This window comes from Streptomyces sp. NPDC058274 (assembly GCF_042881375.1).
GTDB lineage: Bacteria > Actinomycetota > Actinomycetes > Streptomycetales > Streptomycetaceae > Streptomyces.
The window spans coordinates 679,125-695,748 of record NZ_JBHVXW010000001.1 but is presented as its reverse complement, the minus strand read 5'-3'; the positions used below and the strand labels follow the sequence as shown (position 1 = coordinate 695,748).

General features: G+C 72.3%; 13 protein-coding genes. 6 read left to right on the top strand and 7 right to left on the bottom strand.

The window, feature by feature from the left end; all coding sequences use genetic code 11:
• Positions 1-29 precede the first annotated feature (29 nt).
• From ACFVYF_RS03100 to ACFVYF_RS03085, 4 genes are all read right to left on the bottom strand, one after another.
• The gene (locus tag ACFVYF_RS03100) at positions 30-899 is read right to left on the bottom strand and encodes a hypothetical protein (RefSeq protein WP_389449856.1); all 870 of its coding nucleotides are present in this window, start codon (positions 897-899) and stop codon (positions 30-32) included.
• A gap of 158 nt (positions 900-1,057) precedes the next feature.
• Positions 1,058-2,026, bottom strand: coding sequence for an N-acetylmuramoyl-L-alanine amidase (locus ACFVYF_RS03095; protein ID WP_389449853.1), 969 nt, complete (start codon positions 2,024-2,026; stop codon positions 1,058-1,060).
• A 58-nt stretch (positions 2,027-2,084) separates the two neighbouring features.
• On the bottom strand, positions 2,085-2,735 hold the full coding sequence (locus tag ACFVYF_RS03090) for a class I SAM-dependent methyltransferase (protein ID WP_389449850.1): 651 nt from the start codon (positions 2,733-2,735) through the stop codon (positions 2,085-2,087).
• 303 nt (positions 2,736-3,038) lie between these two features.
• Positions 3,039-4,784, bottom strand: coding sequence for an MFS transporter (locus tag ACFVYF_RS03085; RefSeq protein WP_389449846.1), 1,746 nt, complete (start codon positions 4,782-4,784; stop codon positions 3,039-3,041).
• Between the two features lie 236 nt (positions 4,785-5,020).
• Here ACFVYF_RS03085 and ACFVYF_RS03080 point away from each other — a divergent pair, with 236 nt between their 5' ends.
• From ACFVYF_RS03080 to ACFVYF_RS03070, 3 genes are all read left to right on the top strand, one after another.
• Positions 5,021-7,171: an acyl-CoA dehydrogenase gene (locus ACFVYF_RS03080; protein WP_389449843.1), complete on the top strand. Its 2,151-nt coding sequence runs from the start codon at positions 5,021-5,023 to the stop codon at positions 7,169-7,171.
• Positions 7,172-7,180: 9 nt separating this feature from the next.
• Positions 7,181-8,374 carry a lipid-transfer protein gene (locus ACFVYF_RS03075; RefSeq protein ID WP_389449840.1) on the top strand — a complete coding sequence of 398 codons (1,194 nt, stop codon included), beginning with the start codon at positions 7,181-7,183 and terminating at the stop codon, positions 8,372-8,374.
• Positions 8,375-8,494: 120 nt separating this feature from the next.
• Positions 8,495-9,922 (top strand): MFS transporter, encoded by a 1,428-nt coding sequence (locus ACFVYF_RS03070; protein ID WP_389449837.1) that lies wholly within the window; start codon positions 8,495-8,497, stop codon positions 9,920-9,922.
• 258 nt (positions 9,923-10,180) lie between these two features.
• Here ACFVYF_RS03070 and ACFVYF_RS03065 read toward each other — a convergent pair whose 3' ends face one another.
• Both ACFVYF_RS03065 and ACFVYF_RS03060 read right to left on the bottom strand, forming a co-directional pair.
• Positions 10,181-10,813, bottom strand: coding sequence for a response regulator (locus ACFVYF_RS03065; protein ID WP_389450635.1), 633 nt, complete (start codon positions 10,811-10,813; stop codon positions 10,181-10,183).
• A 316-nt stretch (positions 10,814-11,129) separates the two neighbouring features.
• Positions 11,130-12,482, bottom strand: coding sequence for a histidine kinase (locus ACFVYF_RS03060; RefSeq protein WP_389449834.1), 1,353 nt, complete (start codon positions 12,480-12,482; stop codon positions 11,130-11,132).
• Positions 12,483-12,920: 438 nt separating this feature from the next.
• On the opposite strand from ACFVYF_RS03060, the gene ACFVYF_RS03055 reads away from it, so the two are divergent.
• From ACFVYF_RS03055 to ACFVYF_RS03045, 3 genes are all read left to right on the top strand, one after another.
• Positions 12,921-13,796: a MaoC/PaaZ C-terminal domain-containing protein gene (locus ACFVYF_RS03055; RefSeq protein ID WP_389449832.1), complete on the top strand. Its 876-nt coding sequence runs from the start codon at positions 12,921-12,923 to the stop codon at positions 13,794-13,796.
• 96 nt (positions 13,797-13,892) lie between these two features.
• Positions 13,893-14,969 (top strand): Zn-dependent alcohol dehydrogenase, encoded by a 1,077-nt coding sequence (locus ACFVYF_RS03050; protein WP_389449829.1) that lies wholly within the window; start codon positions 13,893-13,895, stop codon positions 14,967-14,969.
• A 152-nt stretch (positions 14,970-15,121) separates the two neighbouring features.
• On the top strand, positions 15,122-16,084 hold the full coding sequence (locus tag ACFVYF_RS03045) for a 3-oxoacyl-ACP reductase (protein ID WP_389449826.1): 963 nt from the start codon (positions 15,122-15,124) through the stop codon (positions 16,082-16,084).
• 156 nt (positions 16,085-16,240) lie between these two features.
• Here ACFVYF_RS03045 and ACFVYF_RS03040 read toward each other — a convergent pair whose 3' ends face one another.
• On the bottom strand, positions 16,241-16,414 hold the full coding sequence (locus ACFVYF_RS03040; RefSeq protein WP_389450675.1) for a hypothetical protein: 174 nt from the start codon (positions 16,412-16,414) through the stop codon (positions 16,241-16,243).
• Positions 16,415-16,624 lie beyond the last annotated feature (210 nt).

The following is a 16,624-nucleotide window of genomic DNA, read 5'->3' as shown; positions in this document are numbered from 1 at the left end:
AGGGCGAGGGGCCGTACGGAAAGCGGGCGTCAGCCGCGCTGGATTCCCGTCGTGTCCTGCAGGACACCGCGGCGGCCGTCCTGCGTCTGGGCCACCAGGCTCGGGCCGCGCTGCTCGACGGCCAGGTACCAGGTGCCCGGCGCCAGTTCGGCGATCGGGGCCGGCGAACCGTCCTCCCCGTACAGCGGCCGGGCCACCGGAACGGCGAACCAGAACGGCGAGAAGTCACCGGCGGGCTGCTGCGCCTGCGGAGCCTGCGGGGCCTGCGCCTGCTGCGGCTGACCGGGGTGACCGGGGTGACCGGGCTGGGCGCCGTACGGCTGACCCGGACCCGGCTGCGGGTGCGCCCCGTAGGGCTGACCCGGCTGTCCCTGGGCGCCCGGGTAGCCGTAACCACCCTGCGGCTGGGCGCCGTAGGGCTGCGGCGCTGCGGGCTTCGGGGCGCCGATGAGGGCGACCTTCAGGAAGGGAAGCAGCGGACTGGTGATCGCCGCGGCCGCGAGGATGAGCGCGGCGATGAAGCTGAGGATCAGGCCGATGCCCGCGTCGATCCCCTCGCCGAACTGCGGCATGTTGTCGACCGCGCTCGTGGGGTCTGCGAGGTTGCCCAGCCCGCTCCAGACGGCGAAGACCGTGAAGGCGACACCGAACTGGCCGAGGTCGAGACCCGCGACCTTCGGGACCTGCGGCAGCAGCCGGGAGACGACGATGAGCGCGGCGCCGATGATCCCCGCGAGGGTGACGCTCAGCAGGACTCCGCCGCTTCCCCATACGTTGGGGAAGTCGTAGCTGCTGGAGGCTCCGTCGGCCGAGTAGATGTCGAGGAACGACGCGATGAACAGCAATACCGCTGCTCCGATCACCACGCCGTCGCCTCGAGTGAGGGAGCGGATATTCACTTCAGGTCCTTCGTCAGTCGTCTCGTCGTCGGTGGAGGCATCGCTGTCGTCCTGCTGCCCTTGAGCGGCTGATCGAAGCGCGGGGGTGGCCCCACATCGTAGGGATGACACTATCGCCCGTCCCACCTGGGTGTCCGCCGGGTTCTACCCACTGATCACTACCCGTGCAGGAAACTCACGATTCCCTCAGAGATCCCCCGCGCCGCTTTCTGCCGCCAGGCGCCGCTGGTCAGCAGTGCCGCGTCCTTGCTATCGCGCATGTTGCCGCACTCGATGAACACCTTCGGAACCGTTGACAGATTGAGACCGCCCAGGTCCTTACGCGTGACCAGGCCGGTCCGGTCGCCGATGTAGTTGGAGGGCGCGCTGCCGGTGACGCGCACGAAGTTGCCCGCGATGCGCTCGCCGAGATCGCGGGAGGGGGCGACGATCGGCCGGGTGTCCGCGGCGCCCGCGTGCACGGCGCCGGGCAGGATCACGTGGAAGCCGCGGTTGCCGGCCGCCGAACCGTCCGCGTGGATGGACACCACCGCGTCGGCGTGCGCCTTGTTGCCGATCCGCGCCCGCTCGTCGACACAGGGCCCCCAGGGCCGGTCGCCGTCCTGGGTGAACTCGACCGTGGCGCCCTGCTGTTCGAGCAGCGTGGCCATCCGGCGCGCGACGTCGAGGGTGAACTTGGCTTCCGCGTAACCGGCGTTGGTGGACGTGCCGGTCGTGTCGCACTCCTTCCAGTTCGTGCCGATGTTCACCTTGCGGTTGATCTCGGCCGTGTGCTGGAAGTTGCCCGAGTTGTGGCCCGGGTCGATGACGACGACCTTGCCCCGGAGCGGACCGGAGCCCGCGGGGCGCGACGCGGAGGGCTTGCCGGTGGGCTTCGGCGAGGCCGACGCGCTCGGTTTGCCGTCGTCCTTGCGGGACTCGGTCGGCGACGCGGGCGCGGAGGACGTGGCGGGCGACCGCGGCACCGCCTTGTCCGACCCGCCCCCGTCTCCTGAGTCGCCCACGGCCTGCCACACCAGCCAGCCGGCCAGCGCGCCGGGGACCAGCGCGGCGAGCGCGACGGTGAGGGGGCCCCGCCGGGAACGGCGCGGCTGAGGAGGATCGAAGTCAGGACCTACGTACGACACGTCAGCGACTCTAGGGCCTGTCCGGCAGATCATGCCGGACCGGCCCATGATCGCGCCCTCAGATCCCTGTGCCCGTTCGCCGCAGGACGCGCAGGGAGTCGGTCGCCGAGAGCTCCGTGAAGGCGCCGGAGTCCAGGGCCCGGCGGTAGACGCGGTACGGCGCCTGGCCGGTGAACTCGTCCGCCGGGTCCGGGAACACGTCGTGGATCACCAGCAGTCCGCCGTCGGCGACCTGGGGCGCCCAGCCCTCGTAGTCACCGTTCGCGTGCTCGTCGGTGTGGCCGCCGTCGATGAAGACGAGGCCGACGGGCGTGCGCCAGAAGGCGGCGATCTGCGGCGAACGGCCGACGACCGCGACCACGTGGTCCTCGAGACCCGCCCGATGGAGCGTGCGGCGAAAGGTGGGCAGGGTGTCCATGCGGCCGACCTCGGGGTCGACCGTCTCCGGGTCGTGGTACTCCCAGCCGGGCTGCTGCTCCTCGCTGCCGCGGTGGTGGTCGACCGTGATCGCCGTGACCCCGGCCTCGCGGGCCGCGCCGGCGAGCAGGATCGTGGAGCGCCCGCAGTAGGTGCCGACCTCCAGCAGCGGCAGCCCCAGCCGGCCCGCCTCCACGGCGGCCTCGTACAGCGCCAGCCCTTCGCCGACGGGCATGAACCCCTTCGCGGCCTCGAAGGCGGCGAGGATCTCCGGCTTGGGTGCCGCGGGCATGGGGGTCCTCCGTTGCGTACGAACCTGTGGACGCCCCATGGTGCCCCACGTGCGGCAGGCGACCGCGGGCGCCCCGTCGTGCGCCACGTTCGGTACGCGACCGCGGGCGCCCGTCGGGCACGCGACCGCCGATGCCGCCCGTCGCGCTCGATGGTCTGCACGAGTCCGTCGGTGTCCCACGTCCGGTGTGCGACGGCGCGGGCGCCCCTTCGCGCGCCATGGCGGGTACGAGTCCGTCGCCGCCCCCCGACGCACGACACCCCCGTCGCGTGGGCGACGGGGGTGACCGGGAGGGCGGAAGGGTCAGGCCGGGACGCCCGCGCCGCGGCCCGGCAGGGCGAGGTCCAGCTCGACCGGGCGGTCGTCGCCGGCGTGGGTCGCCGACGAGGCGAGCGGACCGTGGCCCGCGGCCTTCGCGGCGAGGACGTACGCACCCTCGGCCGGTACGGCCAGCGCGTAGCTGCCGTCCTCGGCGGAGAGCGTGGCGCCCGCCTGCCGTCCTCGGCGGTCGATCAGCGTGACCTTGGCGCGGGGAACCGGAGTGCCCTCGAGGTCCACGACCCGGCCGCGGAAGCCGCCGAGCACCTCGTGCGCGCGCTCCAGCGCCGCGTCCTCCTCGCTGCTCGCGCGCAGCTGCGGCTTGGCCGCCTGGCGCTGGCGGGGGAGGAAGAGCGCCATGAGCAGACCGACGGCCACCGCGCCCGTCGCGATCAGGAAGGACACCCGGAAGCCGTGCATGGTCGGGACCGCGACGCCGCCGACGTGGTTCGCCGTGTTGGCGAGCACCATGCCGATGACGGCGCTGGACACCGACGTGCCGATGGAGCGCATCAGGGTGTTGAGGCCGTTGGCCGCGCCCGTCTCCGACGCCGGGACGGAGCCGACGATCAGCGCCGGGAGCGAGGAGTAGGCGAGGCCGATGCCGGCGCCGAGGATCACCGCGATCACGATGGTCTGCCAGGCGGCGCTCATCAGGCCGAGGCCCGCGCCGTAGCCGATGGCGATGATCAGCATGCCCAGGATCAGCGTGATCTTGGGGCCGTACTTCGCCGACAGCCGGGCGTAGACGGGGGCGGTGAACATCATCGTCAGGCCGAGGGGCGCCACGCACAGCCCCGCGACGACCATCGACTGGCCGAGGCCGTACCCGGTGGACCTGGGCAGCTGGAGCAGCTGCGGCAGGACGAGGGAGACGGCGTAGAACGCGACACCGACCATGATCGAGGCGAGGTTGGTGAAGAGCACCGAGCGGCGGGCCGTGGTGCGCAGATCGACCAGCGGAGCCTTCACGCGCAGCTCCATCACGCCCCACAGGACGAGGACGACGGCCGCCGCGCCGAACAGGCCGAGCGTCGTGGCGGAGGTCCAGCCCCAGTCGCTGCCCTTGGTGATCGGCAGCAGGAAGAGGACGAGGCCGGCGGAGAGGCCTATCGCGCCCAGCACGTCGAAGGTGCCCGGGGCGCGCATCGGTGATTCCGGTACGGCGACGAGGGTCAGGACGATCGAGAGCACGCCGAGGCCGGCGGCGAGGAAGAAGAGGGCGTGCCAGTCGGCGTGCTGGGCGACCAGCGCCGCGAGCGGCAGCGCGAGTCCGCCGCCGACGCCGATGGAGGAGCTCATCAGGGCCATCGCCGAGCCGAGCTTCTCGCGGGGCAGCATGTCGCGCATCAGGCCGATGCCGAGCGGGATCGCACCCATGGCGAAGCCCTGCAGGGCCCGGCCGACGATCATCACGAGCAGGTCACTGGTGAAACCGGCGATCAGGGAGCCGACGACCATCACGGACAGGCTCATCAGCAGCATGCGCCGCTTGCCGTAGAGGTCGCCGAGGCGGCCCATGATCGGGGTGGCCACGGCTCCCGCGAGCAGGGTGGAGGTCATGACCCAGGTGGCGTTGCTGGGGGCGGTGCCCAGCAGCTCCGGCAGGTCCTTGATCACCGGGACGAGCAGGGTCTGCATCACCGCGACCACGATGCCCGCGAAGGCCAGCACCGGCACGATCGCGCCGCTCGGCCTCCGGGTGGGCTGGCCGGTCGTCGTGTCCGTCATTGCGTAGGGCCTCCAGGCCGGAAGAAGAGGGGTGGCGGTCGGGGTGGTGATCCGTGCGGGACGGGAACGTGGTCATCCGTGCGGGATACGTGTAATCCGAACCCCGTGCGCCCGGGCAACTATTCCGATGCTTCGGCGTACTAACGAATTCTTGACCTTTCCATGGGGATCTGACCTACCGTCATAATGGAACGTGTTCTAGTCTGGCGCCCCACCTCGGGCCTGGGGAGGCGCGCATGGGCATCGGCATCACACCGGAGCAGCGGGAACTGGCCGACGCGGTACGGGGGTGGATCGCGCGGGCCGCGCCGCCCGAGGAGGTCCGCAAGCTGCTCGACGCGCCGGGCGGCGGCAGGCCGCCCTACTGGGACGCCCTCGCCGCACAGGGACTGCTCGCCGTGCACCTTCCCGAGGAGTACGGGGGCGGGGGTGGAGGCCTGGTCGAGCTGGCCGTCGTCGTGGAGGAGGCGGCTCGCGCCGCGCTGCCGGGGCCGTACGTCGCGAGTGTGCTGGCCTCGGCGGTACTGGCGGCGGCGGGCGCGTCCCGGCTCGTGGGCGCGGTGGCCGGCGGGTCGCGCATCGCGGCCGTGGCGTTCGGGACGGGGTCCCTGACCGCCGTGCCGACGGACGACGGATACGTCCTCGACGGTCAGGCGCCGCCCGTCCTGTCCGGTGCCGACGCCGACCTGCTGATCCTGGCGGCCGCCGCCGAGAGCGGCACCGTCTGGGCGGCCGTGGACGCCGCAGATCTCGCCGTAAGGCCCCACGAGAGCGCCGACCCGACGCGGGGGACCGCCGAGGTCCGGGCGGTGGGATTACGGGTCCCGGCCGGCCGGATCCTCGCCGTCGACTCCGTCCTCGTCCGCGATCTGGCCTCCGTCGTCCTCGCCGCGGACGCCTGCGGAACCGCCGCCTGGGCGCTGGACACCGCCTCCGAGTACGCGAAGGTACGGGAGCAGTTCGGCCGGCCCATCGGCCGCTTCCAGGGCATCAAGCACCTGTGCGCCGACATGCTGGTGCGGCTCGAACAAGCCCGGGCGCTGACCTGGGACGCCGCCCGGGCCGCCCGGGAACCCGACGGAACGCGCGAGCTGGCGGCCGCTCTCGCCGCCGGGACCGCCCTCGACACCGCCTGCTCCTGCGCCAAGGACTGCGTCCAGATCCTCGGCGGCATCGGGTTCACCTGGGAGCACGACGCCCATCTGTATCTGCGCCGGGCCCTGGTGGCACGGCAGCTGCTCGGGAGCGGGGACACCCACCGGCTGCGGGCCGTGCGGCTCGCGGCGGCCGGCGCCCGGCGGGAGCTGCGCATGGAGCTGCCGGCTCAGGCGGCGGAGTACCGTGCGCTCGCCCGGGAGGCGATCGGGGGAGCACGCGGCCTCGCCCCCGCGGAGGTACGGCGCCTGCTCGCGCCCACCGGGTACGCCGCCCCGCATCTGCCGCCGCCGTACGGACTCGGCGCGGGACCCGTCCAACAGCTCGCCGTCCAGCAGGAGCTGGCGGCGGCCGGCGTACGGCTCAGCGATCTGGGGATCGCCACCTGGGTCGTGCCGTCCCTGATCGCCTATGGCACACCGCAGCAGCAGGACCGCTACCTCCTGCCCACCCTGCGCGGGGACCTCCTGTGGTGCCAGCTCTTCTCCGAGCCGGGCGCCGGATCCGACCTCGCCTCGCTGCGGACCCGTGCCGAGCGGACCGCCGACGGGCGCTGGCGCGTCAACGGACAGAAGGTGTGGACGAGTGCGGCCCAGTGGGCGGACCACGGGATCCTGCTCGCGCGGACGAACCCGGACGCGCCCAGGCACAAGGGCCTCACCTACTTCGTCGTCGACATGAAGAACACCGACGGCATCGACATCCGCCCCCTGAAGGAGATCACCGGCGACTCCCTCTTCAACGAGGTCTACTTCGACGACGTGTCGCTGCCGCCGGACGCGGTCGTCGGCGAGGTCGACGACGGCTGGCGGGTCGCCCGCAACACCCTCGGCAACGAACGCGTCCACATGGCCGACCAGTTGACCTTCGACACCGGTCTCGAAGCGCTGCTCGCACGGGCGGACGAGATCGACGGGGCCCGCCTCGGCACCCTGCTCGCCGAGGCGCAGGCGCTCGCCTGCATCGGACTGCGGACGACGCTGCGGCAGGTGTCCGGCCTGGAACCCGGCGCGGGCGCCTCAGTCCGCAAGCTCGTCCAGACCGCCCACCAGCAGAAGGTCGCCGAGCTCGCGCTCGAACTCCTCGGCCCCGCGGGCGCGGTGCGCGAGGGCGCAGGCGAGCGGGCCGTGCACGGGTTCCTGCTCTCCCGCTGCCTGACCATCGCGGGCGGCACCACCCAGGTCCAGCTCAATGTCGTCGCCGAGCGCATCCTCGGCCTGCCACGGGATTAGGAGCGCGCGATGAAGGCGTACGTCGTCGGGGTCGGCATGACGAAGTTCGAGAAGCCCGAGACCCGGGAGTGGCAGTACTGGGACATGGCGAAGGAGGCGGGCACCAACGCCCTCTCGGATGCCGGGATCTCGTACGCCGAAGTGGAGCACGTGCCCGTCGGATACTGCTTCCAGGCCTCGACCGCGGGCCAGCGGGCCGCCTACGAACTGGGCCTGACCGGAGTGCCCGTCTACAACGTGAACAACAACTGCGCCACCGGATCAACGGCGTTGATGCTCGCCCGGCAGTTCGTCGAGGGCGGTGCCGGTGACTGCGTGCTTGCGCTCGGGTTCGAGAAGATGAAGCGCGGGGCGCTCGGGGGCGGCGCCGACGGAGGCGACTTCTCGACCTCACCGGTGGCCCGGCACTACGGCGTGATGGCCGCCCGGCACGGCTTCGAGATGACACCGCCCACCGCGCAGATCTTCGGCAATGCGGCACGCGAGCACATGGAGCGGTACGGCACCACCGAGGCACAGCTGGCCGCCGTCGGCGCCAAGAACCACCGGCACTCGGCGAACAACCCCTACGCCCAGTTCCAGGACGTGTACGCGGTCGACGAGATCCTCGCCGCGAAGACCGTCCACCGGCCGCTCACCAAGCTCCAGTGCTCGCCGACCTCCGACGGAGCTGCGGCGGCCGTCGTCGTGTCCGAACGCTTCGTCGAGCGCCACGGACTCGGCGCCAGGGCCGTGGAGATCGTCGCCCAGGCGATGACCACCGACACCGAGGAGTCCTTCGCCTCCGGTTCGTGCATCGACGTCGTCGGGCAGCCGATGTCCCGGGAGGCGGCGCGCCAGGTGTACGAGCGGTCGGGCCTCGGCATCGAGGACGTGCACGTCGTGGAACTGCACGACTGCTTCTCCGTCAACGAACTGCTGACGTACGAGGCGCTCGGCATGTGCGGCCCAGGGGAGTCCGGCAAACTCGTCGAGTCGGGGGCGACCACGTACGGCGGACAGTGGGTCGTGAACCCGTCCGGCGGGCTGATCTCCAAGGGGCATCCGCTGGGCGCGACCGGGATCGCGCAGGTCGCCGAGCTGACCTGGCAGCTGCGGGGCGAGGCGGGGGCCCGGCAGGTCCCCCACGCGCGCGTGGGGCTCGCCCACAACATCGGCCTCGGCGGCGCGGCGGTGGTGACGCTGCTGCGGACGGGGGCCTGATCGTCGGGCGCGGCCGGGTCCGGGGGTATTGATCACGAACCGCCGGACAGGCCTTGGGGCCGGGGGCCTGGGCAGTGTGCAGGGAAACCCCGATGCAAGGGGTGCAACCGGCTTGAGAGCATGACACCCATGCTCCGAGCCGCTGAAGACAGCTCCATATCGCTCCGCACCGCGCCGCCCACCTGGCTGGTGGTCGCGCTCGCCTGCGCCGGACAGTTCCTGGTCCTCCTCGACATCTCCGTCGTCAATGTGGCGCTGCCGTCCATGCGGGCGGGCCTGGGCCTGAGCGCGCCGGGGCTGCAATGGGTGGTGAACGCGTACGCCATTGCCTTCGCCGGGTTCATGCTGCTTGGCGGACGGGCCGGTGACCTGTACGGGCGCAAGCGGATGTTCCTGGTCGGACTCGCCCTCTTCACGCTCGCCTCGCTGGGCGGCGGCCTCGCCCAGGACGGCTGGCAGCTGGTGGTCGCCCGGGCGGCGCAGGGCCTGGGTGCCGCCGTACTGGCACCCTCCACGCTGACGATCCTCACCTCGGCCGTCCCGGAGGGCCCCGCACGCGCGCGTGCCATCGCGACCTGGTCGGCGGTCGGCGCCGGCGGCGGCGCGGCGGGCGGGCTGGTCGGCGGACTGCTGGTGGAGGGCCTCTCGTGGCGGTGGGTGCTGCTGATCAACGTGCCCGTCGGGGCCGTCGTGCTGACCGGGGCCGCGCGATGGCTCGTCGAGAGCCGGGCCGGCGCGCGGCGGCGGCTCGACCTGCCGGGCGCGCTGCTGGTGACGGCGGGGCTCGCGACGCTCGCCTACGGGATCGTGCAGACGGAGGCCGAGGGGTGGACGGCGGCCGCGACGCTGGTGCCGTTGGTCTCCGGACTCGTCCTGATCGGCCTGTTCCTGCTGGTGGAGTCGCGGACGAAGGCACCGCTGATGCCGCTGAAGCTGCTCCGGCTGCGGTCGGTGTCCTCAGCGAACGCGGCGCTGTTCCTGTCCGGCTGCGCCATGTTCTGCATGTGGTTCTTCATGACGCTTTACCTGCAGAACGTGCTCGGCTACACGCCGCTGGCCGCGGGACTCGCCCTGGTTCCGAGCTCGCTCGCGGTGGTCCTCGGATCGAAGGCGGCCCCGCGTCTCATGCCGGTGATCGGGGCGCGCAACGTGGCGGTCCTCGGCACCCTGGTGGCCACTGCGGGATTCGGCTGGCAGTCGACGATGACGGCGGACGGGACGTATCCCACCGCCGTCCTGGTCCCGGGAATCCTGATGATGGCCGGCGCCGGTCTGGCCGGGACACCGCTGGCCTCCCTCGCCACCTCGGGGGCCGCCGCCGGGGACGCCGGGCTGGTGTCGGGCCTGATCAACACCTCACGGACGATGGGCGGCTCACTCGGCCTGGCCGTCATGTCGACGATCGCGGCGGCCCGTACGGCGGGCAGCGGTTCGGCCGAGGCCCTCACCGCCGGATACGCGCTGGTGTTCCGCACGGGCGGCGTCATCCTGCTGGCCGGCACGGTGGTGATGCTGGTGTGGCTGCCGCGGAAGATCACCGCGAGCTGAGGTGCGAGCCGGTGTGCGGGCTGAGGCGGGAACCGATGTGCGGGCTGAGGCGGGAACCGAGGTGCGACCGGATCGCCTGGCCGTGAGCCGTGAGCCGTGAGCCGTGAGCCGTGAGCCGTGAGCCGTGAGCTGTGAGCTGTGAGCTGTGAGCTGTGAGCCGTGAGCTGTGAGCCGTGAGCTGTGAGCTGTGAGCCGTCAGCCGTGAGCCGTCGGCGACAGCGACAGCCGGCAGTAGCCAGTTGCCGAGCCGGCCGTCGGTCAGAGCCAGCCCTGCTGACGGGCCTCGCGCATCGCTTCCATGCGATTGCGGGTCCCGGTCTTGCCGATGGCGGCGGAGAGGTAGTTGCGGACCGTCGACTCGGAGAGGTGCAGCTTGGCGGCGATGTCCGAGACGGTGGCGCCGTCCACCGACGCCTTGAGCACATCGCACTCACGGGCGGTGAGCGGACTGGGCCCGGCACTCAGCGCGGCCGCGGCGAGCGCCGGATCGATCACGGTCTCGCCGGTCAGCACCCGGCGGATCGCCTGGGCGAGCTCCTCCACGGGCCCGTCCTTGACGAGGAACCCCGCGGCACCGGCCTCCATGGCGCGCCGCAGATATCCGGGGCGGCCGAAGGTGGTCAGGATCAGCACCCGGCAGTCGGGGGCCTGCTCGCGCAGCTCGGCCGCCGCGTCCAGGCCGCTCATCCCGGGCAACTCGATGTCCAGCAGCGCCACATCGGGCCGACGCGTCAGCACGGTGTCGACGATCACGTCCCCGGCCCCCACCTGGGCCACCACCTCGATGTCCGCCTCCATCCCGAGCAGCAGGGCGAGGGCGCCGCGCATCATGCCCTGGTCCTCGGCGAGCAGCACTCTGATGGACTTCGCGGGGCGGTGGTCCTGGGGCATCTCGGTCACGGGGGCAAGGGTAGGCGGCCCGGCGGGGGCCGGCGCGTCATGGGCGGGTAAGGGAGCGGAGCGGCCCACCGCCGCGCGGGACCGCCTCGGCGCAGGTCGTGATCGGCCACCGTGTCGGCGCAGGCCGTGACCGGCCACCGTGTCGGCGCAGGCCGTGACCGGCCACCGTGTCGGCGCACGCCGTGACCGGCCACGGCGTCGGCGCAGGCCGTGATCGGCCACGGCGTCGGCGCAGGCGGTGACCGGCCACCGTGTTGGCGCAGGCCGTGACCAGCCACCGCCTCGGCGCACGCCGTGACCGACTCCCTCACGCGCGAAGGGCGATCGGTTCCATCAAGTCCGCTGATTCCACCGGGAGTTCCGCCGTCACCACGAAGCCGCCCCGCGGGCCCGGGCCCGCTCCCAGGGAGCCGCCGGCGGTGGCGAGGCGTTCCGTGAGGCCCTTCAGACCTGTGCCGCCGATCCCGTCCATGATGTGCCCGTACGCGGTCCCGGAGCCGTGGCCGTGGCCGCTGCCGGTGCTGGTGCCGGTGCCGCTGTTGCCGGTGCCGCTGTTGCCGGTGCCGTTGCCGACGCGACGGTCGGTGCCGTTGTCGGTGATGCGCAGGCGCACCCGTTCGGGGGTGCCGTCGACCGTAATCCCGCAGCGCGTGGCGTCGCTGTGCCGCAGGACGTTGGTGACCGCCTCGCGCACAACCCAGCCGAGGAGTGCCTCGGTCTGGGGGCCGAGCGGGGTGCCCGACTGCCGTACCACCGGCTCGACACCGGCCGCCGACAGTGCCGAGCGGGCACGGTCCAGTTCGGTGGCGAGACTGCCCTCGCGGTAGCCCGTGACCGCCTCGCGGATCTCGGTGAGGGCCTGGCGCCCCACCGACTCGATGTCCGTGATCTGGACGAGGGCGGCCGTCAGATCACGGTGGGCCAGACGGCGGGCCGCCTCCGACTTCACGACGATCACCGAGAGCGTGTGGCCCAGCAGGTCGTGCAGATCGCGGGAGAAGCGCAGCCGCTCCTTCTCGACCGCACGGCGGGCCAACTCCTCGCGCGCCTCCCGCAGTTCGCGTACGGCCTCGGAGAGGGAGAGGATCGCCGCCGTCACCATGGCGGAGAGGAAGGTGCCGTACGCGATGTTCACCGCGCCCCAGCCGTCGCGGAAGCCTGCGACCACGCCGGCGAGCGCGCTGAGGCCGAGCCCCGTCCTGCCGAGCCAGGGGCCCCGCAGGGTCGCCCCCACGGCCAGCCCGAGCAGCGGGAAGAACAGCAGCCAGTTGCCGCCGTAACCGATGGCGAGCCCGCAGGTCACCACAGTCATCAGGGCGAGCGCCAGCCGGGTGGAGCGCGCCTCCCGCAACTCCTTCGCGAAGACGCGGAACACGACGTAGATGTAGAGGGAGTTGAAGGTCAGCAGGCCCAGTCCGCCGATCCAGGGGTTGGCGGTCTTGTCCTGGAAGAGGTTGGAGAAGGCGCCCATGCCCATCAGCAGCCAGGGCAGCAGCGCGAAGCCGGTCGGCGGCGGACCGACGTGCTCGTGCTCGGGGGTCTTCCCGGCCTTCTTGGCGGTTCGCCGGTCGTGCTTGAACTGCTCCATGTCGGCTTTCCACGCCGTGCGCGCCGCCTGCCAGGCGTCCATCCGGAGGCCGGCCCTTCGTATCCAGGACATGTCCCTGCTCCCCGTTCAGACGATCCGCGCGGCCCGGCGGTACGCAAACAGCGCGTACGAGCCGAAGACCTCCAGCCTAGGGATCCGCGGGGGTGCCGGGCAGATGCGCTTGTACGGAGCCGGCCGGGACAAATGTCACGGGTGCCCGGCACGAGGGCGGCCGCGAGCGGGCGGGTACGGGTGCCTGGCACGCGTGGCCGCGAGCGGTGGGTACCTGCCCGGCACAGGTGGCCGCGAGCGTCCGCGGGGTGCCCGGCGACGCGTGCAGCTGACGTAGCGTCAGGAGGCTTCACAAGTGCTGGGAGCTGGGCTATACAGGGGGTCGCCGGACTGGAACGCGTTCTAGAACGGACGGTTCCACGGCCCAGTGTCGACCTCGGTGCGGCCGACGGTGCGGACGGCCGCACCGAGGTCTCAGCTCTAGCGATCAGGAGCCCCATGCCCATCGACGCAGCCAAGGCGCTCGCCGCCGAACCCCGGACCGCCGAGATCGCCTGGGGACACAAGGACGTCCTGCTCTACCACCTCGGCGTGGGCGCGGCCGCCAATCCCGACCGGAGCAGCCCCGCGACCGACCCCGACGAGCTGCGGTACACCCTCGAATCCAGGCTGCACGTCCTGCCCAGCTTCGCCACCGTCGCGGGCGCCGGCTCCCCGGGTGTGATCGGTGGCCTCTCCATGCCGGGCGTCGACGTCAATCTGGCGCACGTCCTGCACGGCGGCCAGAGTGTCGAGCTGCACCGCCCGATCCCCGTCGAGGGCAAGGCCGTCGCCACCTCACGCGTCGCCGCCGTGTACGACAAGGGCAAGGCGGCGATCCTCGTCCTGCGCACCGAAGTAGCCGACGCCGAGGGCCCGTTGTGGACGAACGACGCGCAGATCTTCGTACGGGGAGAAGGCGGCTGGGGCGGCGACCGCGGCCCCTCCACGCGTCCCGAGGCGCCGACGGGCCCGCCGGACAAGGTCGTCGAACGTCCCGTCCGCGAGGACCAGGCGCTGCTCTACCGGCTCTCCGGCGACTGGAACCCGCTGCACGCCGACCCCGAGTTCGCCAAGCTCGCCGGCTTCGACCGGCCGATCCTGCACGGGCTGTGCACGTACGGGATCGCGCTCAAGGCCGTCGTCGACACCCTTCTCGGCGGTGACGTGGGCCGCGTCCGCGCCTACCGCACGCGCTTCGCCGGCGTCGTGTTCCCCGGCGAGACCCTGCGCATCCGGCTGTGGCGGCAGGAGGACAGGGTCCAGGTGGCGGTGACCGCCGTCGAACGGGACGACGCGCCGGTCCTCGCCGACACCGTCGTGGAGCACGCCTGACTCCCGACGGACCGATTTCCCCGCACCTGCCGCCCGACGTACGCACCTCCGTCGTAGCTCCATGACGCCGATGTTCTTCCTGAGGGGAGCCGCACCATGCGCGCAGCCGTACTGCACGAGATCGGCCAGGACAAGCTCGACGTCCTCGACGACGTCGAGGCGGTGGGCTTCGGCCCCGGCAAGGTGAGGATCCGGGTCCGGGCCACCGGGCTGTGCCACTCGGACCTGTCCGCGATGAGCGGGGTCCTGCCGCAGCCCGCGCCGTTCGTGCCCGGGCACGAGGGAGCCGGCGAGGTCATCGAGGTCGGCGAGGGCGTCACCAACGTGGCCGCGGGCGACCGGGTCGTCGTCTGCTGGCTGCCGGCCTGCGGTGCCTGTCCCGCCTGCCGGCGCGGCCAGACCGAACTGTGCCTGGCCGGATTCATGAACGCGGGCACCCCCAACTTCAGGCGCCCCGGCGGGGACCTCTTCGGCTTCGCGGGCACCGGCACCTTCACCGAGGAGGTCGTGGTCGACGCGGGCTGCGCTGTGCCGATCCCCGACGACGTGCCCTTCGACATCGCGGCCCTCATCGGCTGCGGGGTCACCACCGGACTCGGCGCCGCGCTCAACACGGCCGACCTGGAAGCCGGTTCGTCGGTCGCCGTCATCGGCTGCGGCGGTGTCGGCATATCCGCGATCCAGGGCGCGCGGCTCAAGGGCGCGGCCGAGATCGTCGCCGTCGACCCGGTCGCCTCGCGCCGCGAGTCCGCGCTGAGGTTCGGCGCCACGAAGGCGGTCTCGCCGGACGAACTGGCCGACGCCAAGCAGCAGATCACCGGCGGCGAGGGCTTCGACTACGTCTTCGAGGTCGTCGGCCGCTCGGCCACCGCCCGCACCGCGTACGAGACCACCCGGCGCGGCGGCACGCTCGTCGTCGTCGGCGCGGGCGCCATGGACGACTTCCTCCAACTCAACATGTTCGAGCTGTTCTTCGACGAGAAGCGGATCCTGCCCTCGATGTACGGCGGCGGTGACGTGCTGCGCTCGTACGAGCGGACGATCGCCCTGTGGCGGGCCGGCCGTATCGACCTGGAGGGCCTGATCACCCACCGGGTGCCGCTGGCCGGCATCAACGAGGCGCTGGACCAGATGCGGACCGGTACCTCCCTGCGGACCTGCATCGAGATCTGAGCCCGTGCGCACCCGGATCCGAAGGTCCAGATCTGCGCCCGTGCGCACCCGGATCCGACGGTCCAGATCTGAGCCCGTGCGCACCCGGATCCGAGGGTCCAGATCTGAGCCCGTGCGCACCCGGATCCGACGGACCCCTACGACCCCAAGGGATGCCGATGTCACTGCCACTTGAGGGGCTGACCGCCCTTGTCACCGGCGCGGGCCGCGGCCTCGGCCGGGCCGAGGCGCTGGAACTCGCCCGCCTGGGTGCGGCTGTCGTCGTCAACGACTACGGACAGCCCGGGCGGGACGGCTCCGGCGAGGCCTCGGCCACCCCCGCGGAGGAGGTCGCCGCCGAGATCCGCGCCGCGGGCGGGCGCGCGCTCGCCCACACCGGCGACGTCGCCGACCACGAACAGGCCCGCGAACTCGTCGAGTTGACCGTCACCGAGTTCGGGAAGCTGGACATCCTGGTCAACAACGCGGGCATCCTGCGCGACCGGATGGTGTTCTCGATGTCCGAGGACGAGTGGGACTCGGTCGTCCGGGTGCATCTGAAAGGGCACTTCAACACCACCCACTTCGCCTCGGTCCACTGGCGTGCGCGGTCCAAGGCCGCCGACGGACCGGTGTACGGCCGGATCGTGAACACCTCCTCCGAGGCGTTCCTCGCCGGCTCCGCGGGACAGCCCAACTACGCGGCCGCGAAAGGCGGCATCGTCGGGCTGACCACGTCCACGGCCCTGGCGCTCGCCAAGTACGGCGTCACCGCGAACGCGATCTGCCCGCGCGCCCGCACCCGGATGACCGAGGACGTCTTCGCCGGCTTCGCCGAGCCGGCGGACGGACTCGACCCGCTGGCCCCCGAGCATGTCGCCCCGCTCGTCGGCTATTTGTCCTCGCCGGCCGCCGTGCACGTCAACGGCCAGCTGCTGGTCGTGCACGGCGGGATGGTGGCGATCGTCGAACGCCCGCGGGTGGCCGCCAAGTTCGACACCAAGCAGGACGCCTTCACCTACGACGAACTGGACGCGCTGCTCACCCCGCACTACGCGGACCGCCCGCCGGGGGAGACGTTCGCGGCGGCGGAGGTACTGGGACTCAGGCACGAGGGGGCGGGGTCCGCGGGCTGAGGAAGCGCCGCAGGAAGGTGCCGGGCGATTCAACGACCCGTACCCGACCGCCCGTTCAAGCAGAAAGGCCCCGCCCCTACAAGCAGAACGGCCCCGCCCCTACAACACAACGGCCCCGCCCGTCCAAGGACGGGCGGGGCCGGGTGCCGCGTACTGTCAGGCCGCCGAATCCCCCTGCTCGGACGGTCTGCGGTGGCGGCCGCGCGGGGCCGCCTGTTCGTCCTGGGCGGAGACGGGACCCCGGTGTCTGCCGTGGCCCTGGTCGGACTGCGTCGCGGCCACCACCCGAGAGTCGGTGACCGTCATCTCCGTCATCTGTGCGTTGGTCATCGAAAGATTCCACCCCGTCAACAAGATCCTTCGTACAGCCGGGCGAGTCTAACCGGCGGCCACCGGGCGGTGATCGGCGGCCACCGGCTTTTCGGCGGCCGCACCGGGCTTCTCGCGGGCGACAGCGGTGAGCGGCGCTCCCGCGACGGCCGACGCGACGGGCCGCTCCGCAGCCCCCTTCGCCAGGGACTCCGCGGGCACCGGGGACTC

What these genes read in the sequence shown, in the direction of transcription:
- ACFVYF_RS03055 (WP_389449832.1), top strand. Translation starts at nt 12,921, where the DNA reads ATGCCCATCGACGCAGCCAAGGCGCTCGCCGCCGAACCCCGGACCGCC.
- ACFVYF_RS03045 (WP_389449826.1), top strand. Translation starts at nt 15,122, where the DNA reads ATGCCGATGTCACTGCCACTTGAGGGGCTGACCGCCCTTGTCACCGGC.
- ACFVYF_RS03040 (WP_389450675.1), bottom strand. Translation starts at nt 16,414, where the DNA reads ATGACCAACGCACAGATGACGGAGATGACGGTCACCGACTCTCGGGTG.
- ACFVYF_RS03070 (WP_389449837.1), top strand. Translation starts at nt 8,495, where the DNA reads ATGACACCCATGCTCCGAGCCGCTGAAGACAGCTCCATATCGCTCCGC.
- ACFVYF_RS03060 (WP_389449834.1), bottom strand. Translation starts at nt 12,482, where the DNA reads ATGTCCTGGATACGAAGGGCCGGCCTCCGGATGGACGCCTGGCAGGCG.
- ACFVYF_RS03080 (WP_389449843.1), top strand. Translation starts at nt 5,021, where the DNA reads ATGGGCATCGGCATCACACCGGAGCAGCGGGAACTGGCCGACGCGGTA.
- ACFVYF_RS03085 (WP_389449846.1), bottom strand. Translation starts at nt 4,784, where the DNA reads ATGACGGACACGACGACCGGCCAGCCCACCCGGAGGCCGAGCGGCGCG.
- ACFVYF_RS03050 (WP_389449829.1), top strand. Translation starts at nt 13,893, where the DNA reads ATGCGCGCAGCCGTACTGCACGAGATCGGCCAGGACAAGCTCGACGTC.
- ACFVYF_RS03075 (WP_389449840.1), top strand. Translation starts at nt 7,181, where the DNA reads ATGAAGGCGTACGTCGTCGGGGTCGGCATGACGAAGTTCGAGAAGCCC.
- ACFVYF_RS03065 (WP_389450635.1), bottom strand. Translation starts at nt 10,813, where the DNA reads ATGCCCCAGGACCACCGCCCCGCGAAGTCCATCAGAGTGCTGCTCGCC.
- ACFVYF_RS03090 (WP_389449850.1), bottom strand. Translation starts at nt 2,735, where the DNA reads ATGCCCGCGGCACCCAAGCCGGAGATCCTCGCCGCCTTCGAGGCCGCG.